Source organism: Rhizobium sp. CBN3, from assembly GCF_030518245.1.
Taxonomy (GTDB): Bacteria; Pseudomonadota; Alphaproteobacteria; order Rhizobiales; family Rhizobiaceae; genus Rhizobium; species Rhizobium aethiopicum_A.
Genome location: NZ_JAULSE010000001.1, coordinates 358,780 through 385,007, shown reverse-complemented (window position 1 = coordinate 385,007; position 26,228 = coordinate 358,780). Strand labels below are relative to the sequence as shown.

The following is a 26,228-nucleotide window of genomic DNA, read 5'->3' as shown; positions in this document are numbered from 1 at the left end:
GGAACTCGATGTATGAATATGCCATAGCATGGGAATGGCTCGCCTTCGCGGCCCGCTGGTTCCATGTCGTCACCGCGATCGCCTGGATCGGATCGTCCTTCTATTTCATCGCCCTCGACCTCGGGCTGGTGAAACGACCGCATCTGCCGCCCGGCGCCTATGGCGAGGAATGGCAGGTGCATGGCGGCGGCTTCTATCATATCCAGAAATATCTGGTGGCGCCCGCTCGGATGCCGGAGCATCTCACTTGGTTCAAATATGAGAGCTATTTCACCTGGATCTCCGGCTTCCTGATGCTCTGCATCGTCTATTACGGCGGCGCCGACCTTTTTCTCATCGATCGCCACGTCCTCGATATCAGTCCGCCCGTCGCGATCCTGATCTCGTTGGCATCGCTTGCCTTCGGCTGGATCGTCTACGACCTGCTGTGCAAATCCCCGCTTGGCCGCAACACCTGGGGGCTGATGGCGGTGCTCTATGTGGTGCTGGTCTTCATGGCCTGGGGCTATACGCAGCTCTTCACCGGGCGCGCCGCCTTCCTGCATCTCGGCGCTTTCACCGCGACGATCATGTCGGCGAACGTCTTCATGATCATCATCCCGAACCAGAAGATCGTCGTCGCCGACCTCATCGCCGGGCGCACGCCCGATCCCAAATACGGGCAGATCGCCAAGCAGCGCTCGCTCCACAACAACTACCTGACGCTGCCCGTCATCTTCTTCATGCTGTCGAACCACTATCCGCTGGCCTTCGGCACGGCGTTCAACTGGGTGATTGCGGCGCTGGTCTTCCTGATGGGCGTCACCATCCGCCACTGGTTCAACACCACCCATGCGAGGAAAGGCCGCCCGACCTGGACCTGGATCGTTACCGTCATCCTCTTCATCCTGATCATGTGGCTTTCGACGGCGCCAAAGCTGCTGACCGGCGAGACAGATGCGCATGCGACGGCGGTGGCGCCGGCCTTCCAGCAATTCGCCGGAAATCCGCATTTTCCCGCCGTCAAGCAACTGGTCTCGACACGCTGTTCCATGTGCCATGCGGCCGAGCCCGCCTATGAAGGCATCGTGCGGCCCCCGAAGGCCGTGATGCTCGAAAATGACGCGGAAATTGCCGCCCATGCCCGAGAAATCTATATACAGGCAGGCCGCAGCCATGCCATGCCGCCCGGCAACGTGACCGATATTACACCGGACGAACGCAGACTGCTCGTCGCCTGGTTCGAAAGCGCAGTCGAAGGCAGGAAACAATGACGACGACACTTCTCCGCGGTCGCCTCCTCTCCTTCCATCGCGCGCCGCTGAGTCTCGCCGACAGCCAGAGTTATCTCTACGAGGAAGACGGTGGCCTGCTGATCGAGGACGGGCTGATCGCAGCAGTCGGTCCCTATGCCGACGTCAAGGCGAAAGCCGCCGAAGGCGCGGCCGAGATCGACCACCGCCCGCATCTCATTATGCCCGGCTTTATCGACATGCACCTGCATTTTCCGCAGATGCAGGTGATCGCCTCCTATGCCGCCAACCTGCTCGAATGGCTGAATACCTACACTTTCCCCGAGGAATGCCGCTTCGTCGAGAGCGCGCATGCGCAAAGGATCGCCACACATTTCTACGACGAGCTGATCCGCCACGGCACGACGACGGCGGTCGCCTACTGCTCCGTGCACAAGACCTCGGCTGACGCCTTTTTCGCCGAGGCGATGAAGCGCAATATGCGCATGGTCGGCGGCAAGGTGATGATGGACCGCAACGCCCCGCAGGGTCTGCTCGACACGCCTGAGATGGGTTATGACGAGACCCGCCAGGTGATAGCGGACTGGCACGGCAAGGGCCGCAACCACGTCGCCATCACCCCGCGCTTCGCCATCACCTCGACGCCGGCGCAGATGGAGGTGACGTCAGCGCTGGCCCGCGAATTTCCCGATCTGCACATCCAGACGCATCTTTCGGAAAACCACGACGAGATCAAGTTCACCTGCGAGCTCTATCCCGAGGCGATCGACTACACCGACATCTACGCCCGCTACGGTCTGCTCGGGCCGAAAAGCCTCTTCGGCCACGCCATCCACCTGTCCGAACGCGAGGCCGATGTCATGAGCGAAACGGGTGCGGTCGCCGTCCATTGCCCGACCTCGAACCTCTTCCTCGGCTCCGGCCTCTTTCCGCTGAAGGCGTTGGCGCGGCGCGAAAAGCCGGTCCGCATCGGCGTCGCAACGGATATCGGCGGCGGTTCCAGCTATTCGATGCTGAAAACCATGGACGAGGCCTACAAGATCCAGCAACTGCTCGGCGAGCGGCTGAACCCGCTAGAAAGCTATTACCTGATGACGCGCGGCAATGCCGAGGCGCTGTCGCTCGCCGACCGGATCGGCACGCTGGAACCCGGCACCGAAGCCGATCTCGTCGTCCTCGACGCGGCCGCGACCCCGGCCATGGCGTTGAAGATGGAATCGGTGAAGACGCTGCCCGAGGAACTCTTCCTGCTGCAGACGATGGGCGACGACAGAGCGATCGCGGAGACTTACGTGGCGGGCGTCGCTTTGAAAGCGGTGCTTCGATGATATCTCTATTGCTCCCAAAATGGGAGCGTGATATGATCTCATCATGAGGGTAATCGCCCGGCGCACCCTCACTCAGTTTGTTGAAAGCCCTGATGGTCAAAAGGGTCAGGCCGCGTTGAAGGCTGCTCTCGATACGTGGTTTCACGAAGTCAGCAAGGCGGACTGGAAATCCATGTCCGATGTGAAGAAGCGATATGCCCATGCAAGCGTCGTCAATGCCGAGCGGATCGTCTTCAACATCAAGGGAAACGACTACAGGCTGATCGTTGCCATCGATTTCGTACGGTCAATCGCCTGGATCAAATGGATCGGTACGCATCGCAACTATGACAGGATCGACGCAGCGACGGTGGAACATGAATGAGCTGAAACCCATCCGCAACGACGACGATTATGAAGACGCTTTCCTGCTGCTGAAGCAGCTCTGGGGCGCGAAAGACGGCTCGCCCGAAGCCGACAAGCTCGACATCCTGGCAACGCTGATCGATGCCTATGAAACGACACGATATCCGATCGACCTGCCGGACCCGATCGATGCGATCCTCTTCCGGATGGAACAGCAGGGGCTGGCGCGGAAGGATCTGGAACCCATTCTCGGCAGTCGCGGACGGGTGGCCGAGATCCTCAATAGAAAGCGCGCATTGTCACTCGACATGATCCGGCGATTGCATGAACATCTCGACATTCCGCTGGATATTTTGATTCAACCGATCCGCATCCGAAAAGCTGCCTGACACTGCCGATTCCCCATAATACTCGTGCAAATTTCATGCTACGGACGATAGCCGCGTTCAGATGTGAAGGTTCCATTTATGGCTGCTCCGCTCACCATCGCCGATCTGAAAAAACTCGCGCAGCGCCGCGTGCCGAAAATGTTCTTCGACTATGCGGATTCGGGCGCCTGGACGGAGTCCACCTATCGGGCCAATGAGAGCGATTTCAGTGAGATCAAGCTCCGCCAGCGCGTGCTGGTCGACATGACCAACCGCACGCTCGAAACGACGATGATCGGCCAGAAAGTATCGATGCCGGTAGCGCTGGCGCCGACCGGCATGACCGGGATGCAGCATGCCGATGGCGAGATGCTGGCGGCGCGCGCGGCGGAAGAATTCGGCGTTCCCTTCACGCTTTCGACGATGAGCATCTGCTCGATCGAGGATGTCGCCTCGGTGACGACGCGTCCCTTCTGGTTCCAGCTCTACGTGATGAGGGACAAGGATTTCGTCCTCGACCTCATCCGTCGCGCCAAGGCGGCGAAATGCTCGGCGCTGGTGCTGACCGCCGACCTGCAGATCCTCGGCCAGCGCCATAAGGACCTGCGCAACGGTCTCTCGGCCCCGCCAAAATTGACCGCGAAACATATCTGGCAGATGGCAACCCGGCCCCTCTGGTGCCTTGATATGCTGCAGACGAAGCGCCGGTACTTCGGCAATATCGTCGGCCATGCCAAGAACGTCGCCAATGTCGCCTCCGTGCCCAAGTTTGCGCACGAGCAATTCGACCCGCGGCTCTCCTGGACCGATGTCGCCTGGATCAAGGAGCAATGGGGCGGCCCGCTGATCATCAAGGGCATCCTCGATCCGGAAGACGCCAAGGCAGCCGCCGACACCGGCGCCGATGCAATCATCGTCTCCAACCACGGCGGCCGCCAGCTCGACGGCGCCCCCTCCTCGATTAGCATGCTGCCTTCAATCGTCGACGCCGTCGGCCACCGCATCGAAGTCCATCTCGACGGCGGCATCCGCTCCGGCCAGGACGTGCTGAAGGCCGTGGCGCTCGGCGCGAAGGGCACCTATATCGGCCGCCCCTTTCTTTACGGGCTCGGCGCCATGGGCAAGGACGGCGTCACGCTGGCGCTCGACATCATCCGCAAGGAGATGGACATCACCATGGCGCTCTGCGGCAAGCGCGACATCAACGACGTGGACGCGTCGATCATATCGGGGCGCGGCTGAGAGAAGTCGGCACTGGCTGAGCGCGCCGATGGGTCGGCAAGACCTGCGATATACGCAACGGCATGCGGTTCAGCACAGCGGCTGTCCGTCGCTCGCAGTGAACAGTAGGATCGCGAAAATCAAGAGACTGATGGCGAGCGCAAAACGCTGCCGCCAGACGATACGGCGCGATCCGGCAATCCGCCTCTCGAGGCCAGGCGGTGTCCCGTCAGGCTTGCGAAGCTGCATCCGGGAGAGCAGGTCGTCAACGGCGGCAAGACCGGCGGCCTCTGTCTCGTGGCTCGACGCGAGGCGAAACAACAGCGCATCGAAAAGGAGATGGATCGCCAGCGCAAGGACGATCCCGCAGAAAACGAGCGTCAAGAGCCAGCCGAATGCTGGAGCGAAGCCTCGATATCCCTGAGTGATCGGGCCGATAATCAGCGGCAACAGCGCTGTCAGCCCGCAGACGATTGAATTGCGGCCGAGATTTCGCGCAGCCGCCGAGGCCGCGGCATTCCACTGCGTCATTGCAAGCCCTCCGTCACGGCATGGATGCTTTCCTCGGGCAGATGGACCCGCCGCCCCGCGCGTTCGATCAGCCGCAGCGCTTCGGCCGGATTTTCGCAGCGTCGACTGATGAGCAGCCATCGCACGATGACACCGGCGCTCCGCTGGAAACCGAGCGCACAGCAGACGAGGACCGGTCCCTGCGGGCGCGCAGCCTCGATGAGGTTCGCCGCGGCGAGCGTCTGGATCATGTCGAGGCCTGTCAGATCAAGGGTCGGAAAGCTGCACCAGCGCGTTGATGTCCCGCTCGGGCGCTGAAGCTCGCCGGTGAGGTCGATTACCGTGGCAAAACGGTCGGCCTCGTGGCGACGCGGAAAACGGCCGAGATGGACGCCGTCAGCGATCGCCACGGATGACGGCATTTTCCGGGTCCAAAGCCAAACGTTGATGAGAGCACCGAGCCGGTAGGGTGCCAGCAGCCAGCGGCTGGCAAGCGTGGCCCGGCCATCCAGGCGTTTCTGGAAGATTTGCGGGCCGGCGCCGAAATATCCAACTGCGACAATCACCAGCGCAACGGCCGGCCAGAGCAACAGAAGCGCTGCGGCCGATCGAGGAGTGAAGAGCGCTGCAAGGCCGAGAAATGCGAGGGCGCCGCACAGATAATAGGTGCCGAGACGGCGCGACTTCGGATCGTCGCTCAAAACAAAATTCGCAAGAGGCGAACGGGCATCGCGCGGGAAAAGCCAGGCGGCAAACAGGCCGAGCAGCACGCCGGTTGGTATGTCCATGACGTGATGCTGCCACGTCGTCAGCACGGAGGCGCCAATGAGGAAGCACCAGAAATGCCAGGCAAGTCGGGCCCTGCGCGGCAGCCGGCCGCGCAGATGGTCCCAGATCACCACCAGTAGCGCAATATGCAGCGACGGCGCCTGGTTGAACGGCTTATCGAAGCCGCCGAGGACGGCGAACATGAAACCGGGCAGGCCGCTGGTGGCCGGCCGCACAAAGATTGCTTCGAGCGGAAACGCGATAAAGCCGGCAATCGCGATTAACTGGATCGTCAGATAACGCCTCGCCAGCATATCCACATCGCGCGGCGTCGTGTTGATGAACAGGCAGAGCCCGTAGAACAGGTTGATCGACCAATATGGAATGATCGTCCATCCGAAGAACGGAATGGCGCTTTCCCATGCGAAGGCGATGTTCGGCACATGAGCGCGTTGCGACGCCAGCCAGTTGGCGCCGCCATAGGTCAGATAGAAGAACGGCGCCAGAAAGGCGAGCCAGAGCGCCGCCCGCTTCAGGACCGGCGCTGTCTGGGAAAGAGGAGAACGTGCCTGCCCCAAGGTTTTGCCCTCAAACTCTCTCCGCCAGCGAGACGGTGAAAATGCCCCACTGGTCGATGCGCTGTTCGATCTTGCGGAAACCGGCCGCGGCAACCAGCTGGTCCATTTCTTCTTGCGTGCGCCGCCGCATCACCCACGCCTGGCCGCCACGGTGGGAGGTCAGCGCGCGGGCGATCATCTCCAGTTGCGGATGCCATGGCTGGTTGGTGTAGATGAGCAAGCCGCCGGGCCGCATCGCGCGGGCGATCCCGCCGAGCGAAGCGGCGATCATCGCGTTGTCGGAGAACAACTCGTAGAGGCCGGAAACGATCGCCAGATCCGGAGCCGGCCTGATTGCAGCCAGCCCCTCGCCGTCAAAGGCATCCTGCTGGCGGAAGCTCACGAAATCACCCAGTCCACGCGCGGCGATGCTGCCGCGGCCGGCCTCGACGTTGATCGGGGAATAATCCTGCAGCCGCGCACTATCGGGACGCACGGCAGCCGTTTCGATCGCATCAAGGACATAGCGGCCGTGACCGGCCGCTATGTCGAGCATATGGGTGCTGCGGCCGGCCGCTTTCAGGCGCTGCAGCCCTTGGTCGATTAGCTCCTGTAAATGCAGCTTCCGCTGCCTGATGCCGCGCCAGCCGATCGCCTCGAGGAACACCTTGTCGATCAACCGCCCGCCGGGACCGAGCCCCCGCGGCTCGTTCTCGTAGACGTAATCGAGCGTCGAGCCGGAATCGAAGCCAGTCTTGACTCCGGTCCTTATACCTTCGGACACCAGTGCGCCGAGGCGGATGTTCAGACGGCTGAGCGCCCAATAGATGCCGCGTGGGGATGCAGCGTCCAGAGGGCTCGCCAGCCGGTCAGCCTCATCCTTGGTATAGCCCTGGACATCGGCGGTGCGAAGGTCGGCAGGCACCCGGGGCTCGGCGAAACGCGCATTGATGAAACGGCGGATTTCGGCGAGCGCAATTGCGCGGTCCCTTTCACCAAGCGTGTCGTGGTAGAAGCCGGCAAACACATGCCGTTCCTTGATGCGGCTGCCGAGGTTTTCGTAAAACCGGTGCTGCGGCGCGTGTCGCACCACCCAGTCGCTGCCGGAGATCAGCAACTGAGTCGGCACGGTGATGGCGCGGGCGTCGTCGACGACGCGGGCTGCCGCCTCATAGAGCTGCACCAGAATGTGGGAGGCAATCGGCCGGGTGATCATTGGGTCCGCTTCATAAGAGGCGATACGCTCGGGATCATGCGTCAGAAACCTCGCCTTGACATAGGAATTGACGAAGAACGTTCCCTTCAGCTTTTCCCAGAGCGCAATACCTTCTTTGGCAAAAGGCACGTAGAGCTTGACGCTGAAGGCCGGTGAGGCCAGCACCAGCGCACGGATCGGCGGCGCATAGTCGTGCACCCAGGTGCTGGCCAGCACCGCGCCGACGCTCTGTGCAATGACGGCGATGTCTTCGACTGAAGTACCGCTGGTCTCGCTGACATGGCGGACGAAGCAATCGAGATCTCGTACCGAGGCAGCAAAGGATGGCGAATAGCCGCGCTCTCCCGGTGAACGGCCGTGGCCGCGTGCGTCCCAGGCGTAGAAGGCAAAATCATCAAGGCCGAGCTCGGTGCCGAGATGGGCGACGCGGCCGCTATGCTCGTGGCCGCGGTGGAGAAGAATGATTGCGCCCTTCGGTGCGGCGCCGGTCGCAGGCCACGTCCGATAAAACAGTCGAGTGCCATCATGCGAGACAAATTCGGATTCGCGCATTGGTCTGACCGTCAAGGAAGATTGCCCACTTTCGGCAGTTTGCAGCACGGTCTTCTCCAATTCTGTTTGATGGATGGGTTGCAACCATTGGCGGCAACAGTGATTTGCTTTTATTGCAAAAGTCTAGCTGCAAATGTAAGTCCTTGAGAAGATCGACATGGGGTGGGACCTTCCTCACAAGTACGGCGATCTGTACGTCCGAGCCGATAGACTATTACCATGCCACAAAATTCCACTGAGGTAGCATGTCCGTTTACCAATTGAAGTCCCGATTTCAGGATATTCTCCGCCCTCTGGTGCACTCCCTGGCGGCGCGAGGCGTTACCGCCAATCAGGTGACTTCAGTTGCTGCCGCCGTCTCGGTTGCACTTGGCCTTTTTCTGAGCATCGCTCCGCTTCCGCGTTGGTTTCTCTTGGTGCCTGCTTGGTTTCTCCTGCGTATGGGCCTCAATGCCATCGACGGCATGCTCGCGCGCGAACATGGGCAGAAGAGCGTTTTGGGCGCCTATCTCAACGAAATCGGTGATGTCGTCTCGGATGCTGCCCTTTATTTGCCGTTTGCGTTCATCGATCCGAACGATCTGATGCCAGTCATGGCGGTCATATTCCTCTCGGCGCTGACGGAATTTGCCGGCGTCCTGGGTCAGACGGTCGGTGCAAGCCGGCGTTACGACGGGCCGCTGGGCAAGAGTGACCGTGCGGTGTTGTTCGGCGCGCTCGGCATCTTTACCGCGGTTGGCGGTACGTTTGCAGCATGGACCGCCTGGCTTTGGGCAATGGTGGCTCTACTTCTCGTATGGACCATCATCAACCGTATCCGCGCCGGTATTCGTGAGGCGCACACGGCCGCCAGGTAGGAAGCGGGGCCGATCGGCCGGCCGCCGGTTCTTCCATCGGCAATGTATTCCGGCAACTATGTTGAACGCTGTTTCTTTCGAGTTGCTTGGCAAGTTCTCCTTTCCAGGCCTCTCTCCTTTAAAACCGGGTTGTATTTTTAGCGCCACCTCTTGAAAGCACAAAAGCGGTGCTTTATGTTTTATACCATGGCGAACACAGGTAAGACATCTCACCCATCGCTGCTGCGTTACACTCTGGCGCCTGATGACCAGGCCAGGCAGGCACTTGATGACACCATTGCCGCCTATCGCAGGATGATCGACATCCTCACTGAGATCATCGACGACAAGGCAGGCGCCAATCTCGTCGTCCTGCACGACCTTGCCTATGAAACCGTGCGCGAACAAACGGGCCTGCCGGCACGGCTGGTCACACTCGGCCTTCGCGATTTCGCTGCCAATCGCGGCATGATCGTCGACCCGCCGCAAATGCCCCTCGACGACAAGCTCTTCGCCATCAAAGGGCCTGCCGACCTGACCATCGCGACGGTGCACGGACGCGTTGCCGTGCCCTTCGACGTCGCCGGTTATTCAAGGGGATGGGAGAGCATTTTTCCGGCCTATCTCGTTGCCGGCCCGGATCACTACGAGATTCACATCGGCGTCACGCCGAATTCCGCTCGGATGGAGGAAAACATGACGAACGAAGGCATTCTTTCACGCATGGGTCGCCTGATCGCGGGCATCGCCAATGCGGCGATCGACAAGGCGGAAGGCGTCAACAAGATCGCCGTCATCGAACAGGCGATCCGCGAGATCGATGCGGCGGCGGACGAGGCCCGCACCGATCTCGGCAAGGCGCGCGCCGAGGAATACCGCATCCAGAGCCGCAGGGACGAAATCGTCGAAGACATGAATACGCTCGATGAGAAGATCCGCGTCGCCGTCTCCTCCGAGCGCGACGATCTCGCGAAGGCCGGCGTCGCCCGCCAGATCGATCTGGAATCCCAGATCGCAGCGCTCGACAAGGCCCTGGCCGATGCCAAAGAGCAGGTGGACGAAGGCCAGAAAGCGCTGCAGGCCGTGCTCGCCACGCGCCGCGAGGCCGATGCCCGCCTTGCCGATTTCAAGCGCAGCATCGCCAGGCATCCCGAACAGGTTGGCGCCGGTCAGAGCCAGCCGGCGCCGGGCGTCGGCGCCGCCCGCGCCGCGGCCGCAGTCTCGCGATTGACCGGCGTGCCATCAAGCGATCATGGCCATAGTTCCGAACTGGACGAACTTGACCGGCTGCACCGCGAACAGGCGATCGAGGCGCGCCTCGCACGCTTCAAGGCGGATAACCGGTAACGCCGATGGCACTTCTCCTCGCCCCCGAATGTGCTCCCTTCGCCATCGCCGCCGCCGTGCTCGCAGGCCTGACCGCAATCGAGATGCTTGCGACCGTCATGGGGTTTTCGATCATGGAATTTCTGGGAAAACCGGATTTCCATGGGCATGACGGGTTTTCGGGCTATCTGTCCTGGCTCAATGTCGGCGGCGTTCCCCTGCTGATCCTCATCATGCTGGCGCTCGGCTTCTTCGCCATGACGGGCTTTGCCATACAGGCCGTCGCCGACGCCTTCTGGGCGCCGCTTCCCGCCGCCATCGCCGCCATTCCCGCCAGCTTGGTTACAGTTCCCATGGTCAGGGCATCGAGCAGGACCGTGGCGCGGATCGTGCCGCACGACGAGACTTATGCCGTCGATCTCGACGCGCTGATCGGCCGGACCGCCGAAGTTTCGCTCGGCCCGCTCGACCAGGGACTGCCCGGACGCGTCCGCGTCAAGGACCAGCATGGAAACTGGCACGTGCTGAGAGCCAAGGCCGCCAGAGATCAGGAGCCTCTCAATGTCGGTACGGAGGTTCTCCTCGTCGATCGCACGGCAGATGTATTTATCGCCATTCCCGCACTGGCGGACCCCGCCGCAGCGGACAATCAATCTTTCAGGGAGCAGCCATGATGTATGACATTATTCTACCGGCCGGTATCGGCATCGTTCTGATCTTCGGCATCGGCTTTGTCCTCGCCTCTCTCTATACGCGTTCCAGCCGTGACGAGGCCTATGTGCGCACCGGCCTCGGCGGCCAGAAGGTCGTGCTCGACGGCGGCTCCGTCGTCCTGCCGATCTTCCACTCGATCGCCCGGGTGAACCTGAAGACGCTGCGCCTCGAAGTCCGCCGCGGCGAAGGCGATGCGCTGATCACCAAGGACCGCATGCGCGTCGATATCGGCGCGGAATTCTACGTCCGCGTCAAACCCGACGGCTCCTCGATCGCGCTGGCCGCCCAGACGCTCGGCAGCCGCACCAACGATGCCGAGGCGCTCCGCATCCTGATCGAAGCGAAATTCGTCGACGGTCTTCGCTCGGTCGCGGCGACCATGAACCTCGACGCGCTGCAGGAGCAGCGCATGGATTTCGTCAAGGCCGTGCAGGAAGCCGTCGGCGCCGACCTCCAGTCGAACGGCCTCGAGCTCGAATCCGTGTCGCTCACCCGCCTCGACCAGACCGACATCAAACATTTCAACGCCAACAACTTCTTCGACGCCCAGGGTCTTGCGGCGCTGACCCGCATCACCGAGGGCCGCAAGAAGGAGCGCAACGAAATCGTCCGCGACACCGAAGTCGCCATCGCCCAGAAGGATCTGGAGGCCCGCCAGCAGTCGCTGGCGATCGAACGGACCAAGCGCGAAGCCGAACTCAACCAGGAACGCGACATCGCCAACAAATCCGCCGCGACCCGCGCCGAAACCGCCCAGCAGGAACAGGCGGCCAAACGCGCCGAGGAGGAGGCCCGCATCGCCTCCGAACAGGCGATCGCCGAGCGCGAGGCAGCCGCCAAGCAGGCCCGCGAAAGCGCAAACATCGATGCCGCCCGCGCCGTCCAGCAGCGCGATACCGAAGCCAAGCGCGACCTTCAGATCGTCGCCCAGGAAAGCGCCATCGCCGTTGCCAACAAGAGCCGCGAGGAATCCGAGGCGAAGGCGACCGCCGAAATGGCCCGCGCCCGGGCGATCGCGGCAGAGGAAAAGGTCGGCACCGCCAAGGCGATCGAAATTGCCGAGCGCGAAAAGCAGATCGCCGTGATCGACGCGCGCAAGACCGCCGAGACCGAAGCCACCGCCGTCACCGTCGGCGCCGAAGCCGAGAAACAGGCTGCGATCGACCAGGCGGAAGCCATCAAGACGCTTGCGACCGCGGAAGCCGATGCGGCGATCATCAAGGCCAAGGGCATCCTCGAAACCGGCCGGGCTCAGGCTGAAAGCGAAGCGCTTCTCAACGAGGCCCGCAACAAGCTCAGCCAGACCATCATCGAGTTCGAAATCACCCGTGAGCGGATCCGCATCATTCCCGAGGCGCTCGCCGAGGCGGTCAAGCCGATCGAGAAGATCTCCGATATCAGGATCTTCGACACCGGCGGCATGCTCGGCCGCGGAAACGGCGCGAACGGTGAAAGCGGCATCGGTCTCGGTGATGGGCTGGCCGGCCAGTTGCTCTCCTATCAGGCCAACAAGCCGATCCTCGACAAATTGTTGAAGGAGGCCGGCTTCGACGGCGACAACGCCATCTCATCCCTCCTTGGAAATCTCGATGGCGCAAAACCGGCAAAGCCGGCTGCACCTCCGGCAAGGCCTGCAATCCCGGCCACGGCTTCGGCAAAGCCGGCAGCATCGGCCGCAGCCCCGCCAACGCCGATGGCCCCTCAGGCGCCAAAGAAGGAATAATCCAACGCAGGCAGGTCCGAGCTATCGCACCCAGCCTGTCGCCAGCGCGCTTGCCCAGTCGGCACGGCCCCTTTCGGCGGCCAGTGCCGACATCGCCACGTGGTCGTAGGCGACGGTTCGGAACTGCCACATCCATCCGGCCGCCGTCTTTTCCAGGATAGCATAGCTCGCCAGCGGATGGCCGGCTTCGACCTTGTGATAATAGGGCAGCACGTCGTCATAGGCAGGGCAGCCGACGCTGCCGGGATTGACGATCAGCCGGCCGTCCGAGAGTCGGACGGCACGGGGAATGTGACTATGTCCGCACAGCATCAGCGGCAGGTCGATGCCTTCGGCGAGCGCCTCGATCGCTTCGATCGGCTTCAGGAAGACATGCCCCTCCGCCGAAACGGAGTCCAGCCAATAGAGATTGTCGTTCTTCGGAGTCGCGTGGCAGAGATAGGCCTCGCCGCGATAGACGGCATCGACCGGCAGACTGCGCAGCCAATCGAGATGGGATGGCGTCAGTTGCCGGTAGGCGACGGCATCCGAGGCATGCATGGAGGCGGGATCCTGCTCGATCAGATAGCGATCGTGATTGCCGCGCACCGAGGTCAGCCCGAGCGGCATCAGCATGTCGGCCGCCCGGCCGGCTTCCAGCGGGCCGCTGAAGAAATCGCCGAGATTGACGACTTCCTCGATGCCATGAGCCCGGATATCCGCAAGCACCGCCTCGAGTGCAAGATGGTTGCCGTGAATATCGGCGATCGCAGCAAACCTCATTTAGCTGCCGCGATAGGTTGAATAGCCGTAAGGCGAAAGCAGGAGCGGTACATGGTAATGCGCCGTGACATCGGCAATGCCGAAGCGGATCGGCACGAGATCCAGGAAGGCCGGATGCGGCAGCGGCGTGCCGCAGGCCCTGAGATACTCGCCGGCGTGGAAGACCAACTCGTAGGTGCCGACGTGAAAATTTTCGCCAGCAAGGATCGGGCCACCATCGACCCGGCCGTCCGCATTGGTCTCAACCGTTTTCAGATGCCTGCGGAGCTCGCCGTCGAGCTGGAAAAGATCGATCCTGAGCCCCTTGGCCGGCGTGCCGAGGGCGGTGTCGAGAACATGTGTCGTCAGTCCGGTCATGGGGCTGGCTCTTTGATGACATAGGGGTTTTCGAAGAAGAATTCCTCCAGATTATTGCCAGGGCCGTCGCGGTCGACGACCAGGAAATCGGAGGTCTGGCCGAGCGCCATCAGCGGATGATGCCAGACATTGCGGCGGTAGTTCACGCCCTGGTCGCCGCGCGCGAAAAACACCTGCGGCTTGCCCGGACGTCCGCCCTCGTCCTCGGAGACAACGACGAGGAAGGGCCGGCCGGAAATCGGCGAGAAACTCTGACTGCCGAAGGGATGGCGCTCCATCATGTCGACGTCATAGGGGAAGCTGCGCGGCTGGCCGCGAAAGAGATTGATGATGACGCGCGCACCCTCGCCCGCCGCCTCCGCCGCGGCCAGTGCATGGAAGCGCTCGGTCGTGCCGCCATTGATGAGCCGCATCGAGGCTGGATCCGCTTCGATCACCTCGCCGTAAGGGGCGAAAGCCGATCTGGTAAGCGGGCGGATGTCGAGAAAATCAGACAATGGTTCACTCGCCTTCGGCATGCCAGTGACGAATGGCGTCGATCTCGACCAGAAGTTCCGGCAGCGTGCGATAGGTTGCATCCCAGATGTCGGAGGCATCGAGGGCGAAGACGTCTTCCAGGATACGGTTGCCCGTTCCGCAGATTTTCGTCCACGGCAGAGTGGGATGCTCAGTTGCGAATTCCGGATGGGTTACGAGCAGCCGGGACGCAGCCGCGCCTATGGTGAAGTGGCAGAAGGCAACCGCCTTGAAGGTGAGATTGTCCTCGGCGAAGGCCGCCTCATCCATTCCGCCCACGAAGTATAGCGCTTCGGCTGCCGCCTTTTGCATTTCATTGAGATAGTCGATAGCACGAGGCTCGCTCATTTGCCCTCCGGCAACATCGATGTCAGGCGCAGCAGCGCGATCCGCTCGACCTGTGTCGTGGCGGTCGCGAATTCCTCATCCCGGCCATTGCCGATCCGCGTTTCAAAAGCCGAAAGGATGTCGGCCTTGTCGAGCCCTTTGACGGCGATGATGAAAGGAAAGCCGAATTTTTTGACATAGGCTGAATTAAGTTCGGTGAAGCGGGCATGTTCGGCTGGGCTCAGCCGATCGAGACCGGCGCCGGCCTGCTCCTTCCGGCTGTCTTCCGTGAGTTCACCTGCTATCGCAAGACGCCCGGCAAGATCGGGATGGGCGCGCAGAATGCCGAGACGCTCCTCCCGGCTTGCCGCACGGAAGGCGGCGGTTAGCGCTGCATGCACAGCTGATGCCGTCAGCGGCTCCGTCACGCTGCTCGCGTCATAGGCGCGCTCGGCAATGAAAGGCGAATGTTCGAAGACGCCGCCGAAGCGGGAAACGAAATCCTCACGCGACAGCATTAGAGCGCATCCGGCTGATGATGCTTGTGCCAGTGCTCGGCGATCTCGATGCGGCGCGGAATCCAGACCTTGTCATGCTTCAGCACATATTCGATGAAGCGCTTCAGAGCGGCTGCCCGGCCCGGACGCCCGACGAGGCGGCAATGAAGGCCGACCGACATCATCTTCGGGCTGCCCGCCTCGCCTTCCTCATAAAGCGTGTCGAAAGCATCCTTGAGATAGGTAAAGAACTGCTCGCCCGTGTTGAAACCCTGCGGTGTGGCAAAACGCATGTCATTGGTTTCGAGCGTATAAGGAATGATCAGGAACGGTTTCCCGTCGACGCCCTTCACCCAATAAGGCAGGTCGTCGGCATAGGAATCGGAGGAATAGAGGAAACCGCCCTCTTCCTGCACCAGTCGCAGCGTGTTGTCGGAAGGCTTGCCCTGGTACATCCCGAAAGGCCGCTCACCGGTGATTTCGGTGTGCAGGCGCACGGCTTCGAGAATGTGCTTGCGCTCCAGATCCTCGGGGAAATCCTTGTATTCCAGCCAGCGATAACCGTGGCTGGCGATCTCCCAACCGGCCTCCTTCATGGCCGCAACGGCCTCGGGATTGCGCGCCATCGCCAGCGTCACCCCGTAGACGGTCGCCTGCACCTTGAGACCGGTGAACATCCGCCAGAGCCGCCAAAAGCCGGCGCGCGAACCATATTCGTAGATCGATTCCATGTTGAGATTGCGCTGCCCCGGCCAGGCGGCCGCGCCGACGATCTCCGACAGCAGGTTTTCGGACGCCGGATCGCCTTCGAGGATGCAGCTTTCGCCGCCCTCCTCGTAATTGATGACGAACTGCACGGCGACGCGGGCGTCGCCCGGCCACTTCGGATCGGGCGTCTGACGCCCGTAGCCGACGAGATTGCGCGGGTAGGTCTCGGATACCATCAAATCACCTTCTGAAAAGACGAAGGAACGGTATCATCCGCAGCCGGAATGTCGAGACGGAAACTGCACAGCAGAATTTCTCTTTTCGACACAACCACTTAGATCGACATCTGCTCAGGCGATCCTGCGCGCGCTGACCTTGCCCATCGGGTGGAGCGAGTGAACGCGAAAGGGGCCGCCAGTGCCCTCCTCGATCATCAAAGCCACATTCGAAACCATCACCGGCTCCCTCAGGACGGGCTCGAAGATCGTTCCCAGCACTGGCTCGATGCGGGGCATGTCGATCGCGTTGATGGGGCCCGTCACCGGCATATGGAAGCGGAACTCCTCCATCACGTAAGGATTGCCCCAACGATGCAGATTGGCGAATTGCGCCGCCGACAACCCATCGGGATCGCTGCGCTCGATATCGGCTTCACTCAGCGGCGCCCGGAAACGATCGAACTCCTGAACGATCGCCGAAGCCAGATACTGGATCTGCTCACAGGGGGCGCTCGGCATCAGGCTGTAGAAATTGCCGAGCCGGGCGATCTCGAGACGGGGAATCTGGAAAGGAGCGTATGTCCCGGCAAACCGCATGAGATCGCGCAGGAGTTGCGACTCGGATGCGTCGGCGGACAGGTGAAAAGGCGCCTTCAAAACACCGTGAAAACCATAGCGCCGCGGTACGGCGGTATAAAAGGCGATCTCATGGATGCCGAGGCCGCGGACCGCCGGAGGCTCCACCATATCGCCCGAAAACACGTTTCGGCCAAGCCAATTGGCGGCCATGAGCGACAGGGGATCGCTCGCCGGAGGCGTGAAGCAAATGGCATAGCGCATGCAATTTCCTCCATCAAGGAAGTGAGCACCGGTAAAATCCGGTGCTGCCGATGCGCAAGCAGATAGGTGATTTGCATGACAGAATAACGAAACGCAGCTATATCTAATTCACGTTTAACGTGAAGCGACCGCGATATGGCTTGAAATCGCGAAGCTTTCCGGCAGCGGAATTTCGCAATCTGTATCGCCTGCGATACAAACCGCAGCCTCCGCCAGCCGATGAGCCAGCCCGAAACTGACCTTGAAACCGCCGGTCAGTGCGATCAGTCGGGGATGGATGGGATGGCGGCCGATCATTGGATCGCGGTCGATGGCTTTCGGGCGAAGCCCCGCCCAGCGCTCGATGACAGGGGCATTGCGGAGCGCCGGCACGATCGCCCGCGCCGCCTCGATCAACGCGTCGAGCTGGGCATCGGTCGAATGCGGATCGTCGAAACGGTTCTCGCTGGTGCTGCCGACCGCCGCATACCCACCCTCATGCGCGACGACATAGAGTCCATCGAGGAAGATCGTCGGCAACGCCGGGTCGACATCGGCTTTCAACAACGCCGCCTGCCCTTTCACCGGCTGGCCGAGCGGCTGCTTCAAGTCCGGCGTCAGCCCTTGTAGCACAGAAAAGGACTGATGGCCGGCGGCCAGGATGCAGCGGCCGAACGTGATGGTTTCGCCGCCGATCTCGGCCGTCCCGCGATCGGGATTGAGATCGGCGACAGCGGCATTTTCCATGACGCGCACCTGTCTTGCCCGCCGCAGGAAGGCGACCAACGCTGAGATCAACGAGCGGGGGGCGACGCGGGCGGCGAGCGTATCATGCACGAAACCGCTCTCGCCGGCAGAGGCCTCTACCCAGCCCTCGACGTCTGGCCTGCCGAGCACATGCCAGTGGAAGCGGCGCTCGCCGGCCCGCCAGTGGCGCTCGGCATCTTCGGAATGGCCGCGGGCGATGCGGTTGAGATGCGGTTTCGGCAACGGGATCAGCCGTCCGGACCTGTTGTAGCCGGCCGAAAGTCCGGTTTCGGCTTCCAGCGCGGTGATTTCGGTTTCGAGCGAGACCAGCGCATCAAACTGGAATTGCTTTTTCTCCGACCACCGGTCCGGCATATGCGGCATCAGCGCGCCGAGCAGTCCGCCGCTCGCGCCTCCGCCCAAGCTGCCGGCGTCGGCAAGGATGGTGCTGATGCCGCAGCGTTCGGCATGAACGGCCGCCCAGAGACCCATGATGCCGCCGCCGACGATCAGCAAGTCGCAAGAAGATTGACCGGACGCCGGTGCAGGACTATCGGCTTTTTCCATGAGAGACGTGAACCCCGATCAGATTGGCGCGGGCGCGCCGCAGCCGCTCGAATGGCGCGACGGCGATATGCCCTATTCCACCGCCTTTGGCGATCATTTTTATTGCCAAACCGATGGCCGGCTGGAATGCGGCCATGTCTTTCTCGCCGGCAACGGCTTGCCGGAGCGTTGGAACGGGCGGCAGGAATTCGTGATCGGCGAACTCGGCTTCGGCACCGGCCTGAACTTCGGCGAGACCTGGCGGCAATGGAAGCTTCACCGTGAACACGGCCAGCACCTGCATTTCATCTCCTTCGAACTCCACCCGATGCGCGGCGAAGAGATCGGCCGGGCGCTCTCGCATTGGCCGGAAATCGATGCGGAACGTGAGGCGCTGACGGCGGCCTGGCCGCAAACACCTGCCGGAACCGTCTCGCTCGATCTCGATGCCCAGACGCGGCTCAGCGTCGTCTGCGGCGCGGCACTCGACGGCGTCGCCGCGGCAAAACCTGGCTACGACGCCTGGTATCTCGACGGTTTCGCGCCCTCGCGCAACGGCGACATGTGGTCGGAAGAGCTGATGCGTGAGGTTAACGAAAAGACCGTGGCCGGCGGCACCTTCGCAACTTACGCCGCGGCCGGCTTCGTGCGCCGCAACCTCATCGCCGCCGGCTTTGCCGTCGAACGCCGCACGGGCTTCGCCGGCAAACGCGAGATGCTCTGCGGCACCAAGGTGCCCGCCAGGTAAATCCTGCGACTGCCATTTGATGGCGATCAGTAGCCGGTGCGCTCCGGCTGCAGCTCATCCTTGCCGAGCCATTGCCGGATCTTCTCCTCCAGAAGTTCCGGGCTGATCGGCTTCGACATGTAATCGTCCATGCCGGCGTCGAGGCAGGCTTCGCGGTCGCTTTCGAGCGCATGGGCGGTGACGCCGATGATCGGCACCCGGTGACCCTGCCCCTTTTCCCTCTCGCGGATCGTCCGGGTCGCCTCATGGCCGTTCATGACGGGCATCGAGACGTCCATCATGATGATGCGCGGCGTGTGGCTTTCCCAGGCGGCGACCGCCTCCTGCCCGTTGTTGACGACCAGGAAGGAGAGGCCCGTCGACTGCAGGATCTGGGTAAAGACGATCTGGTTGACCTCGTTGTCTTCGGCAACCAGCACGTCGACGAATTCGGCCGCCCGCTTTTGCGGCTCGGGCACAGTTGCAGTTGCAAGCGCAGGCGCCGGCGCGGCCGCTTCCGCCCGCAGCCGGGCGATCTCGGCTTCAGAGGCCTGTTTGACGCGGCGGGCGCGGACGACCTCGACAACAGTGTTGCGCAGCACGTTGGCGCGTGCCGGCTTCATCAGATGCGCATGGCCGTTCAGCGCCGCGAATTCCTTTTCCGTGCCCGAAATATCCATCGATGTGAGGAAGATGATCGGCAGCTCGACGAAACGGGGATCGGCGCGCAGCCGGCGCGCGACGTCGGCGCCGTTCATGTCGGGCATGTGATAATCGAGTACGACGGCATCGACGGTGACACCGAGATCGGCCGCTGCCTCGAGGATCGCCAGACCGGTGCCGCCACCCTCGGCAGCCACTCCGTCGAAGCCCCAGAGCGAGAGCTGTTCAGTCAGGATGCGCCGGTTCACTTCATTGTCGTCGACGACGAGGATGCGCGCGCCCTGCACATTGATCGGCAGCGGCTTCTGTTCAAGGTGAGCGGCCGCCACCGCAAAAGGCAGGTTGAGGGTGAAGACCGAGCCCTTGCCCCATTCGCTCTCGACATTGATATAGCCGCCGAAGAGATTGACGAGGCCGGCAGTGATTGCAAGGCCGAGCCCCGTTCCCTCATGCCGGCGGGTCGACGAGGTGTCGACCTGCGAAAACTTGTCGAAGACCGATTCGAGCTTTTCTCGGGGAATGCCAATACCGGTATCCTCGATGCGGATGGTCGCCATGATCTCCCCGCCAGCGATCGTCTCGAAGCCGACATCGACGAAGACATGGCCGCGCTCGGTGAACTTGACGGCGTTGCCGACGAGATTGGTGACGATCTGGCGGAAACGCCCGGCGTCACCGATCACCGCGGCCGGCAGGTCCGGTGCTGCCCGCACCAGGAGCTCGATATTCTTCTCGGCGGCATGCGAGGAGAGGAGTGTCGCCACATCCTCCACCGCTTCGGTGATATCGAAGGCGGCTTTGCGCAGTTTCATCTGCCCGGCATCGATCTTCGAGAAGTCGAGGATGTCGTTGATAATAGTCAGCAGCGCATTGCCTGACTTGACGATGATGTCGATGAAGGTCTTCTGGCGCGTGTCGAGATTGGTCTTGGCCAGCAGTTCCGCCATGCCGAGCACACCATTCATCGGCGTGCGGATTTCGTGGCTCATATTGGCGAGGAATTCGGACTTGGCGCGGTCGGCGGCTTCGGCGCGCGAGAGGAGCTGGCGCAGTTCCTCCTCGCGGCTCTTGAGCTCGGTGACATCGGTGAACAGCGCCACCCAATGCTGTCCCCGGCTGACGGTCGCATCCATGTTCACCCAGCGCTCGCCGCCGACATGGAAGACGGTGGAAATCGGCTGCCTGGCCGCGATATTCGCCCGCCACTCCTGCAGGATCTCATCCGCCGCATCGTGGAAATCGCCGCGCGCCGCGCAGAATTCGAACATGCCGAGCCAGCCCTGGCCCGCCTCGATATAGTGCGGCGGGATCTGCAGGATATCGGCCATTGCGTCATTGGACATCTTGATGATGCCGTCCTGGACGATGGCAAGACCCTGCGACATGGCGTGCGTCGCGTCGCGCATCATTTCGCCGAGCCGCTCGAGGGCTGCGCGCGTCTCGTGGATTTCCTTTTCCCGCTCGCGCACCGCCGAAATATCGGCATAGGTCAGCAGGATACGATCGTTGGAGATGCGGCGGCTGTCGAAGATCACGGATTTGCCACCCGCCCAGCCAAGCTCGATCGGCTCGGGCTCTTCGGCTTCGAACAGATGTTTGCGGAAGGCGTAGATCTCTTCCGGCGTCTGCGTCCCGTCGTAGCGGCCGAGTTCGTCATTGCGGCGGATGACGTCGATGAACGGGCGGCCGTCGAAGCGATCGTCGAACGGCAGTTCCCAGATGCTGTAGAATTCGTCGTTGATGTAGAGAATCTGGTGGTCGTTATCGAGGATCAGCACGCCGATCGGCAGCGAACGCAGAATGCTCTCGATGTCCCGATGCAGTATTTCTTGCTGCTTGCGCGATTCAATCAGCGCCTTTTCGCGTTCCTTGAGCGGTGAGATGTCGGAAAAGGAGCCGACGACATAGGTTCGCCCATCCGCTGTCACGACGCGGTTGACGCGCGAGATAACGGGATAGACATGGCCGCTGCTGCTCGGCATCTCGCTCTCGAGCTCCACCGAAATGCCGTCCCTGAGCGCCAGCAGGTTTTCCTGGTAGATCGCCTCAGCACCTTCCGGCCCGAACATTTCGTGTTCGGTCATTCCCAGATACTCGGAGCGGGCGCGGCCGCTGAAGGTCTCATAATATTTGTTGGCATAGACCAGGCGGTGCTCGTCGTCGCGGACGAAAACCGCCACCGGCAGGTCCTCCAGGACGGTACGCAGAACGTCGAGTTCGTTCACGCTCTCCCCCCAGGCCGATTCGCCGGTGGCCGCAGGCTTCGCACCGTCGCGATAAGCTGCGTTGACGACCAGCGGACGTCCGTCTGGCGCAAAGATGCCGATCGGATGATCGAGATTCTCCAGCGCCACCCGCACCTCAGCGAGGTCGGCGGCAGTTCCGGAATCGTTTACAGTCCCAGAGCTACCGGCAATCTCGGGGTTGCCGGCAATCCCCCCAAGAGCAACGGCACGGCGTTCGCGGGCTTCGAAGATGCCGAGCACATAGATTCGCTCCGGCGACGGCGAGAAGCTTTCGATCTGGATGCGCTCGTGGCCAAGGCCCGCGGCATCGAAACAGATGGCGTTTTCCTCGGTGCCGAACACCAGCGCGCGGCGCTCCTTGTCCTCGCGGTCCTCTTCCTCGGGGCGATCGAAGAGTTCGCGGCTGCGCCTGCCGATGAAATCGGAAATCTCACGGCCCAGGAAATCGGCATAGGCCTGGTTGACGGCGACATAGCGCAATTCGCTGTTCTTGACATAGGCCGGGGTGTCCAGATCGGCGATCCGGCGGCAAGCCAATTCCAGAATGTCCCCGGCTGATTTCAAGAAATCGTCGCTCCCGCAATGAATGGAATATCAACGAGAAAGACTATAACGCCAAGGCTTTTAACAAGGTTTTAACCATAAATTTCAGCAGACGAAATTTGCAAGCCAGATTGATGAGCTGAAATATCTTCGTTTGGCAATGCGGTCTCGCAGGAGGCTAGATGTCGCCATCGGCGGCGGCCCCACAACGCGCGATCAGTGCCTTGCTGCCTTGTGATCCGTTGAAATCATGACCAAAATTTAATGCCTGCCGCCCTTGTGCGGCCATCGCTCCGCCGCGATCCGGGCGGAGTCTGGCCATGGCTTTATAGAAGCCAGTCTAAATCAAGGAAAATACCATGTCCGTTCTTCATAAGACCATGGCGACGGGCCTGATCGCGCTGACCTTTGCCGGCGCCTCGCTCGCCACTGCCACCACCGCCGATGCCCGTCCGCGCGATGCCTTCTGGGGCGGCCTTGCGGCGGGCGTCGTCGGCGGCGCCCTGCTGTCGGAGGCCGCCCGCCCCGCCTACCCGGTCTATCCGGCCTACCCTGTCTATCGCCCCTACCCCGTCTACCGGACCTATTACCGGCCGCACTATTGCCATCTCGAATGGCGTTACGACCGCTGGGGCGAGCCCTACCGCGTCAAAGTCTGCCCTGAATAGCAAGACCGCATCCGGCGCCGCTTGACCTCCCGGCGGCGCCGGTCCAATCCTCCTCCACTCAGGGAGGAGAAATGCCGGAACCGCTCAAGAACCTGCTGCACGAGGCGCTGGCCGGCGATATGGCCGATTGCATCGCCGCCAATGCGCCTTCATTCGACCGGAACCATTTCGTGGCGCTCGCGACCGATGGCCTCGCGACGCTGGAGCTGATGGAGCGCTCGGCGCTGATCCGCGACGCGCTGTTCGCCACCCTTCCAGGCGATTTCCCCGAAGCGGCCGCCATCCTGAAGGCGAGCCTGCCTGCATCAGGCAGCCCTGGACTGTCCGGTTGGATGCTGCTGCCGGTCAACCAGTTCATCGCCGCACGCGGCCTTGATCATTTCGATCTCGGTCTTGATCTCCTCAAGGCGCTGACGCCGCATTTCACCGCCGAATTCGGTATTCGTCCCTTCATGCATCGCGACCAGCCACGCGCGCTCGCGGTCATTTCCGGCTGGGTCAATGATCCAGACCAGCATGTGCGTCGGCTGGCGAGCGAGGGAACGCGGCCGCGCCTGCCCTGGGCCATGCGCCTGCCGCAGCTCGTCAAGGATCCCGCGCCGATCCTGCCCATCCTGACCGCGCTGATGGACGATCCGGAGGATTATGTGCGCCGCTCCGTCGCCAACAGCCTCAACGATATCGCTAAGGATCATCCGGATATGGTCGCCGCCTTCATAGCCGGTCATATCGACGGCGTCTCTTCCGAGCGTCGCCGGCTGCTGAAGCACGCCTCTCGCACGCTCCTGAAGAAAGGCCATGCGAAGGCACTCGCCAATTTCGGTTTCGACGCCGCGGCGGCACTTAGATGCGAGCTGCGCCTTCTGAACGGCGAGGTGATGTTCGGCGAAGGGCTGGATTTCGAAATCCGCCTGACCAATGCCGGCGAGGTTGAGCACGCGCTGATGATCGATGACGCCATCCACCATGTGAAGGCCGCCGGCTCGCTCTCGCCCAAGGTCTTCAAATGCAAGACGATCACGCTGGCTCCCGGGCAGAGCCAGGCCATCGAGCGCCGCCACGCCATGCGGCCGATCACGACCCGGCGCTATTATCCCGGCGAACACCGCATCGCCATCCTCGTCAACGGCGCGGAAAGTGCATCGGAAAGCTTCGTCCTCAGAATGCCGTCAATGGATGCTGGTTAAGGCTTTTTGTGCATCGCACTTGACATTCCACGCGAACTAGCCCAAATGCGGCTCAGCTTTCACCCTTCCGGCCGCCGCGTGAGCGTGCCCCTGCTAGAAAATACGAAACGCAGGAAGAAGGGACAAAAGCGCATTTCGATAGAGCGCCGCACTCCCAATGAGCGGCCAGAAGCGCTGGAAAGCTTTTTCCAACTTGCAAGTTCCCACTTCACGCGGGGTTCTTGACGCCAGAATGAAACCGGATCGCATGGTGCGTTCCGGCGCTAGTCGTTGTGGCGCCCCGAAAGGTTATACCTTGACTAATTTTGAATCGCTTGGTGTCTCCAAGCCGATCGTCGCCACCTTGTTCCAGCTCGGTATCGAAACGCCGACGCCGATCCAGGAACAGTCCATTCCTCTCCTCATATCAGGCCGCGATCTGATCGGCCTTGCCCAGACCGGCACCGGCAAGACCGCCGCCTTCGGCCTGCCGCTCATCGAAAAGCTGCTCGCCGACGAGCGCCGCCCCGACAACCGCACGACGCGGACGCTGATCCTGGCGCCGACTCGCGAGCTGGTGAACCAGATCGCCGAGAACCTCAAGAAGTTCATCCGCAAGTCGCCGCTGCGCATCAACGTCGTCGTCGGCGGTGTGTCGATCAATAAGCAGCAGCTGCAGCTCGAAAAGGGCACCGACATCCTGGTCGCCACGCCCGGCCGCCTGCTCGACCTCGTCAACCGCCGCGCCATCACGCTGACGACGGTGCGTTATCTCGTGCTCGACGAAGCCGATCAGATGCTCGACCTCGGCTTCGTGCACGACCTGCGCAAGATCGCCAAGCTCGTTCCGAAGAAGCGCCAGACCATGCTGTTTTCGGCCACCATGCCGAAGGCGATCGCCGATCTCGCCGGCGAATATCTGGTCGATCCCGTCAAGGTCGAAGTCACACCTCCCGGCAAGGCTGCCGACAAGGTCGAGCAGTATGTTCATTTCGTCGGCGGCAAGAACGACAAGACCGAGCTGCTCCGCAAGTCGCTGACCGAAAACCCGGATGGCCGCGCCATCGTCTTCCTGCGCACCAAGCATGGTGCGGAGAAGCTGATGAAGCACCTCGATAATATCGGCTATTCCGTCGCCTCGATCCACGGCAACAAGAGCCAGGGTCAGCGCGAGCGGGCGCTGAAGGCCTTCCGCGACGGCAGCATCAAGACGCTGATCGCCACCGACGTCGCCGCCCGCGGCATCGACATCCCGGCCGTCAGCCACGTCTACAACTACGACCTGCCCGAGGTGCCGGACGCCTATGTCCATCGCATCGGCCGCACGGCGCGCGCCGGCCGCGACGGCATCGCCATCGCCTTCTGCGCTCCCGACGAAGCCAAGCTGCTGCGCGATATCGAGCGCCTGATGGGCATCGACATCACGGTCGCAAGCGGCGAACCGCCGGCACATATCAGCGCCGGCGGCCCGCGCCGCGGCAACGGCAATGGCAACAACCGCAATCGCGGCGGCGGCCAAGGCCGTGGCGATGCCAACCGTTCGGAACATCGCGGCAGCCGCCAGGAACGCCGCCCGCGCCGCGACGGCGAAGGTAGCGAAATCCGCGCCGGCGGCGAGGAACGCCGTGAGCGCCGTCCGCGTCCCGAGCGCCCAAGCCGCAACGAGGACTTCCGCGGTCAGCGCCGCGGCGAAGCGGCCCCGGATTTCGGCCCCGACAACGATCTGGCATCGACCTCCGATTTCCGCCCGGCAAAGCCGCAGCGCCCTGCGCATAACGGCCCCAATGGCCATCATGCCAATGGCGAACCGAGCGGCCATCACCGCGGCAACGGCCGCCACGCTCACGGCCGCCCGGCCCGCAAGCACGGCGAAGACCGCGGACCGCATCAGGCTCAGGGCGGCGAACAGCGCCGCGACGGCAACGGCGGCAACCGCCGCGGCGGCTCGGGCTCGCGCAATGGCGGCGGCCAGCGCCGCGAACGCGCCTGAGCGCCGATTGATTTAAAGGAGAAAAGGCCGAA

Annotated in this window: 25 protein-coding genes; 13 read left to right on the top strand and 12 right to left on the bottom strand. The window is 62.3% G+C overall.

The features are described 5' to 3' along the window. Positions 1-8: 8 nt before the first annotated feature. The 5 genes from QWJ46_RS01945 (at position 9) to QWJ46_RS01925 (ending at position 4,515) form a co-directional block, all read left to right on the top strand. A complete protein-coding gene (locus QWJ46_RS01945) occupies positions 9-1,253 on the top strand; it encodes a urate hydroxylase PuuD (RefSeq protein ID WP_302748795.1) in 1,245 nt (414 codons plus the stop codon). Continuing rightward, on the top strand, positions 1,250-2,560 hold the full coding sequence (gene guaD / locus QWJ46_RS01940) for a guanine deaminase (RefSeq protein ID WP_302748794.1): 1,311 nt from the start codon (positions 1,250-1,252) through the stop codon (positions 2,558-2,560). Before QWJ46_RS01945 ends, guaD begins: the two co-directional genes overlap by 4 nt. 43 nt (positions 2,561-2,603) lie before the next feature. Further along, entirely contained in the window at positions 2,604-2,924 is a 321-nt protein-coding gene (locus tag QWJ46_RS01935) for a type II toxin-antitoxin system HigB family toxin (RefSeq protein WP_184454000.1), read from the top strand. Continuing rightward, positions 2,917-3,294, top strand: a complete 378-nt coding sequence (locus QWJ46_RS01930; RefSeq protein WP_184453998.1) for a type II toxin-antitoxin system HigA family antitoxin — start codon at positions 2,917-2,919, stop codon at positions 3,292-3,294. The genes QWJ46_RS01935 and QWJ46_RS01930 overlap by 8 nt, the downstream gene beginning before the upstream one ends. A gap of 78 nt (positions 3,295-3,372) precedes the next feature. Then, positions 3,373-4,515 (top strand): alpha-hydroxy acid oxidase, encoded by a 1,143-nt coding sequence (locus QWJ46_RS01925; protein ID WP_302748793.1) that lies wholly within the window; start codon positions 3,373-3,375, stop codon positions 4,513-4,515. 69 nt (positions 4,516-4,584) lie between these two features. Here QWJ46_RS01925 and QWJ46_RS01920 read toward each other — a convergent pair whose 3' ends face one another. Genes QWJ46_RS01920 through QWJ46_RS01910 form a run of 3 tightly spaced genes read right to left on the bottom strand, consistent with a single transcriptional unit; the run spans position 4,585 to position 8,145 of the window. After that, complete coding sequence (locus QWJ46_RS01920; RefSeq protein ID WP_302748792.1) at positions 4,585-5,025, bottom strand: hypothetical protein; 441 nt, start codon at positions 5,023-5,025, stop codon at positions 4,585-4,587. Further along, positions 5,022-6,350 (bottom strand): phosphatase PAP2/dual specificity phosphatase family protein, encoded by a 1,329-nt coding sequence (locus QWJ46_RS01915; RefSeq protein WP_302748791.1) that lies wholly within the window; start codon positions 6,348-6,350, stop codon positions 5,022-5,024. The genes QWJ46_RS01920 and QWJ46_RS01915 overlap by 4 nt, the downstream gene beginning before the upstream one ends. Before the next feature lie 10 nt (positions 6,351-6,360). Continuing rightward, positions 6,361-8,145 (bottom strand): bifunctional alpha/beta hydrolase/class I SAM-dependent methyltransferase, encoded by a 1,785-nt coding sequence (locus tag QWJ46_RS01910; RefSeq protein ID WP_302748790.1) that lies wholly within the window; start codon positions 8,143-8,145, stop codon positions 6,361-6,363. Between the two features lie 197 nt (positions 8,146-8,342). On the opposite strand from QWJ46_RS01910, the gene QWJ46_RS01905 reads away from it, so the two are divergent. The 4 genes from QWJ46_RS01905 (at position 8,343) to QWJ46_RS01890 (ending at position 12,696) form a co-directional block, all read left to right on the top strand. After that, positions 8,343-8,954 carry a CDP-alcohol phosphatidyltransferase family protein gene (locus QWJ46_RS01905; RefSeq protein ID WP_302748789.1) on the top strand — a complete coding sequence of 204 codons (612 nt, stop codon included), beginning with the start codon at positions 8,343-8,345 and terminating at the stop codon, positions 8,952-8,954. Between the two features lie 186 nt (positions 8,955-9,140). After that, positions 9,141-10,280, top strand: a complete 1,140-nt coding sequence (locus QWJ46_RS01900; protein WP_302748788.1) for a PspA/IM30 family protein — start codon at positions 9,141-9,143, stop codon at positions 10,278-10,280. Positions 10,281-10,285: 5 nt separating this feature from the next. Next, positions 10,286-10,933 carry an OB-fold-containig protein gene (locus QWJ46_RS01895; protein WP_302748787.1) on the top strand — a complete coding sequence of 216 codons (648 nt, stop codon included), beginning with the start codon at positions 10,286-10,288 and terminating at the stop codon, positions 10,931-10,933. Next, positions 10,930-12,696, top strand: coding sequence for a flotillin family protein (locus QWJ46_RS01890; RefSeq protein WP_184453983.1), 1,767 nt, complete (start codon positions 10,930-10,932; stop codon positions 12,694-12,696). The genes QWJ46_RS01895 and QWJ46_RS01890 overlap by 4 nt, the downstream gene beginning before the upstream one ends. A gap of 21 nt (positions 12,697-12,717) precedes the next feature. On the opposite strand, the gene QWJ46_RS01885 is transcribed toward QWJ46_RS01890, so the two are convergent. The 8 genes from QWJ46_RS01885 to QWJ46_RS01850 form a co-directional block, all read right to left on the bottom strand. Then, positions 12,718-13,458, bottom strand: a complete 741-nt coding sequence (locus tag QWJ46_RS01885) for a metallophosphoesterase (protein WP_302748786.1) — start codon at positions 13,456-13,458, stop codon at positions 12,718-12,720. Next, a complete protein-coding gene (gene uraH / locus QWJ46_RS01880) occupies positions 13,459-13,815 on the bottom strand; it encodes a hydroxyisourate hydrolase (protein WP_184453979.1) in 357 nt (118 codons plus the stop codon). After that, on the bottom strand, positions 13,812-14,333 hold the full coding sequence (locus QWJ46_RS01875) for an ureidoglycolate lyase (protein WP_184453977.1): 522 nt from the start codon (positions 14,331-14,333) through the stop codon (positions 13,812-13,814). Before QWJ46_RS01875 ends, uraH begins: the two co-directional genes overlap by 4 nt. Further along, positions 14,317-14,679, bottom strand: a complete 363-nt coding sequence (locus QWJ46_RS01870) for a DUF86 domain-containing protein (RefSeq protein WP_302748785.1) — start codon at positions 14,677-14,679, stop codon at positions 14,317-14,319. The genes QWJ46_RS01875 and QWJ46_RS01870 overlap by 17 nt, the downstream gene beginning before the upstream one ends. Then, a complete protein-coding gene (gene uraD / locus QWJ46_RS01865) occupies positions 14,676-15,176 on the bottom strand; it encodes a 2-oxo-4-hydroxy-4-carboxy-5-ureidoimidazoline decarboxylase (protein ID WP_302748784.1) in 501 nt (166 codons plus the stop codon). Before uraD ends, QWJ46_RS01870 begins: the two co-directional genes overlap by 4 nt. Then, entirely contained in the window at positions 15,176-16,099 is a 924-nt protein-coding gene (puuE, locus tag QWJ46_RS01860) for an allantoinase PuuE (RefSeq protein ID WP_184453971.1), read from the bottom strand. Before puuE ends, uraD begins: the two co-directional genes overlap by 1 nt. 114 nt (positions 16,100-16,213) lie before the next feature. After that, entirely contained in the window at positions 16,214-16,921 is a 708-nt protein-coding gene (locus tag QWJ46_RS01855; RefSeq protein ID WP_184453969.1) for a DUF1045 domain-containing protein, read from the bottom strand. A 114-nt stretch (positions 16,922-17,035) separates the two neighbouring features. Beyond that, the gene (locus QWJ46_RS01850) at positions 17,036-18,214 is read right to left on the bottom strand and encodes an FAD-binding oxidoreductase (RefSeq protein ID WP_302748783.1); all 1,179 of its coding nucleotides are present in this window, start codon (positions 18,212-18,214) and stop codon (positions 17,036-17,038) included. On the opposite strand from QWJ46_RS01850, the gene mnmD reads away from it, so the two are divergent. Continuing rightward, positions 18,213-18,941, top strand: a complete 729-nt coding sequence (gene mnmD / locus QWJ46_RS01845; RefSeq protein WP_302748782.1) for a tRNA (5-methylaminomethyl-2-thiouridine)(34)-methyltransferase MnmD — start codon at positions 18,213-18,215, stop codon at positions 18,939-18,941. The genes QWJ46_RS01850 and mnmD overlap by 2 nt on opposite strands. A gap of 26 nt (positions 18,942-18,967) precedes the next feature. On the opposite strand, the gene QWJ46_RS01840 is transcribed toward mnmD, so the two are convergent. Continuing rightward, positions 18,968-22,393, bottom strand: coding sequence for a response regulator (locus QWJ46_RS01840; protein ID WP_302748781.1), 3,426 nt, complete (start codon positions 22,391-22,393; stop codon positions 18,968-18,970). A gap of 338 nt (positions 22,394-22,731) precedes the next feature. On the opposite strand from QWJ46_RS01840, the gene QWJ46_RS01835 reads away from it, so the two are divergent. From QWJ46_RS01835 to QWJ46_RS01825, 3 genes are all read left to right on the top strand, one after another. After that, positions 22,732-23,040, top strand: a complete 309-nt coding sequence (locus QWJ46_RS01835) for a hypothetical protein (protein ID WP_184453961.1) — start codon at positions 22,732-22,734, stop codon at positions 23,038-23,040. 71 nt (positions 23,041-23,111) lie between these two features. Then, complete coding sequence (locus QWJ46_RS01830) at positions 23,112-24,227, top strand: DNA alkylation repair protein (RefSeq protein ID WP_302748780.1); 1,116 nt, start codon at positions 23,112-23,114, stop codon at positions 24,225-24,227. 247 nt (positions 24,228-24,474) lie between these two features. Further along, positions 24,475-26,196, top strand: coding sequence for a DEAD/DEAH box helicase (locus QWJ46_RS01825; protein WP_184454322.1), 1,722 nt, complete (start codon positions 24,475-24,477; stop codon positions 26,194-26,196). The last annotated feature ends 32 nt before the right edge of the window (positions 26,197-26,228 follow it).

What these genes read in the sequence shown, in the direction of transcription:
- QWJ46_RS01875 (WP_184453977.1), bottom strand. Translation starts at nt 14,333, where the DNA reads ATGCCGAAGGCGAGTGAACCATTGTCTGATTTTCTCGACATCCGCCCG.
- QWJ46_RS01920 (WP_302748792.1), bottom strand. Translation starts at nt 5,025, where the DNA reads ATGACGCAGTGGAATGCCGCGGCCTCGGCGGCTGCGCGAAATCTCGGC.
- QWJ46_RS01945 (WP_302748795.1), top strand. Translation starts at nt 9, where the DNA reads ATGTATGAATATGCCATAGCATGGGAATGGCTCGCCTTCGCGGCCCGC.
- uraD (WP_302748784.1), bottom strand. Translation starts at nt 15,176, where the DNA reads ATGCTGTCGCGTGAGGATTTCGTTTCCCGCTTCGGCGGCGTCTTCGAA.
- QWJ46_RS01930 (WP_184453998.1), top strand. Translation starts at nt 2,917, where the DNA reads ATGAATGAGCTGAAACCCATCCGCAACGACGACGATTATGAAGACGCT.
- QWJ46_RS01925 (WP_302748793.1), top strand. Translation starts at nt 3,373, where the DNA reads ATGGCTGCTCCGCTCACCATCGCCGATCTGAAAAAACTCGCGCAGCGC.
- QWJ46_RS01870 (WP_302748785.1), bottom strand. Translation starts at nt 14,679, where the DNA reads ATGAGCGAGCCTCGTGCTATCGACTATCTCAATGAAATGCAAAAGGCG.
- QWJ46_RS01890 (WP_184453983.1), top strand. Translation starts at nt 10,930, where the DNA reads ATGATGTATGACATTATTCTACCGGCCGGTATCGGCATCGTTCTGATC.
- QWJ46_RS01895 (WP_302748787.1), top strand. Translation starts at nt 10,286, where the DNA reads ATGGCACTTCTCCTCGCCCCCGAATGTGCTCCCTTCGCCATCGCCGCC.
- guaD (WP_302748794.1), top strand. Translation starts at nt 1,250, where the DNA reads ATGACGACGACACTTCTCCGCGGTCGCCTCCTCTCCTTCCATCGCGCG.
- uraH (WP_184453979.1), bottom strand. Translation starts at nt 13,815, where the DNA reads ATGACCGGACTGACGACACATGTTCTCGACACCGCCCTCGGCACGCCG.
- QWJ46_RS01835 (WP_184453961.1), top strand. Translation starts at nt 22,732, where the DNA reads ATGTCCGTTCTTCATAAGACCATGGCGACGGGCCTGATCGCGCTGACC.
- puuE (WP_184453971.1), bottom strand. Translation starts at nt 16,099, where the DNA reads ATGGTATCCGAGACCTACCCGCGCAATCTCGTCGGCTACGGGCGTCAG.
- QWJ46_RS01855 (WP_184453969.1), bottom strand. Translation starts at nt 16,921, where the DNA reads ATGCGCTATGCCATTTGCTTCACGCCTCCGGCGAGCGATCCCCTGTCG.
- QWJ46_RS01900 (WP_302748788.1), top strand. Translation starts at nt 9,141, where the DNA reads ATGGCGAACACAGGTAAGACATCTCACCCATCGCTGCTGCGTTACACT.
- QWJ46_RS01885 (WP_302748786.1), bottom strand. Translation starts at nt 13,458, where the DNA reads ATGAGGTTTGCTGCGATCGCCGATATTCACGGCAACCATCTTGCACTC.
- QWJ46_RS01825 (WP_184454322.1), top strand. Translation starts at nt 24,475, where the DNA reads ATGGTGCGTTCCGGCGCTAGTCGTTGTGGCGCCCCGAAAGGTTATACC.
- mnmD (WP_302748782.1), top strand. Translation starts at nt 18,213, where the DNA reads ATGAGAGACGTGAACCCCGATCAGATTGGCGCGGGCGCGCCGCAGCCG.
- QWJ46_RS01935 (WP_184454000.1), top strand. Translation starts at nt 2,604, where the DNA reads ATGAGGGTAATCGCCCGGCGCACCCTCACTCAGTTTGTTGAAAGCCCT.
- QWJ46_RS01850 (WP_302748783.1), bottom strand. Translation starts at nt 18,214, where the DNA reads ATGGAAAAAGCCGATAGTCCTGCACCGGCGTCCGGTCAATCTTCTTGC.
- QWJ46_RS01830 (WP_302748780.1), top strand. Translation starts at nt 23,112, where the DNA reads ATGCCGGAACCGCTCAAGAACCTGCTGCACGAGGCGCTGGCCGGCGAT.
- QWJ46_RS01905 (WP_302748789.1), top strand. Translation starts at nt 8,343, where the DNA reads ATGTCCGTTTACCAATTGAAGTCCCGATTTCAGGATATTCTCCGCCCT.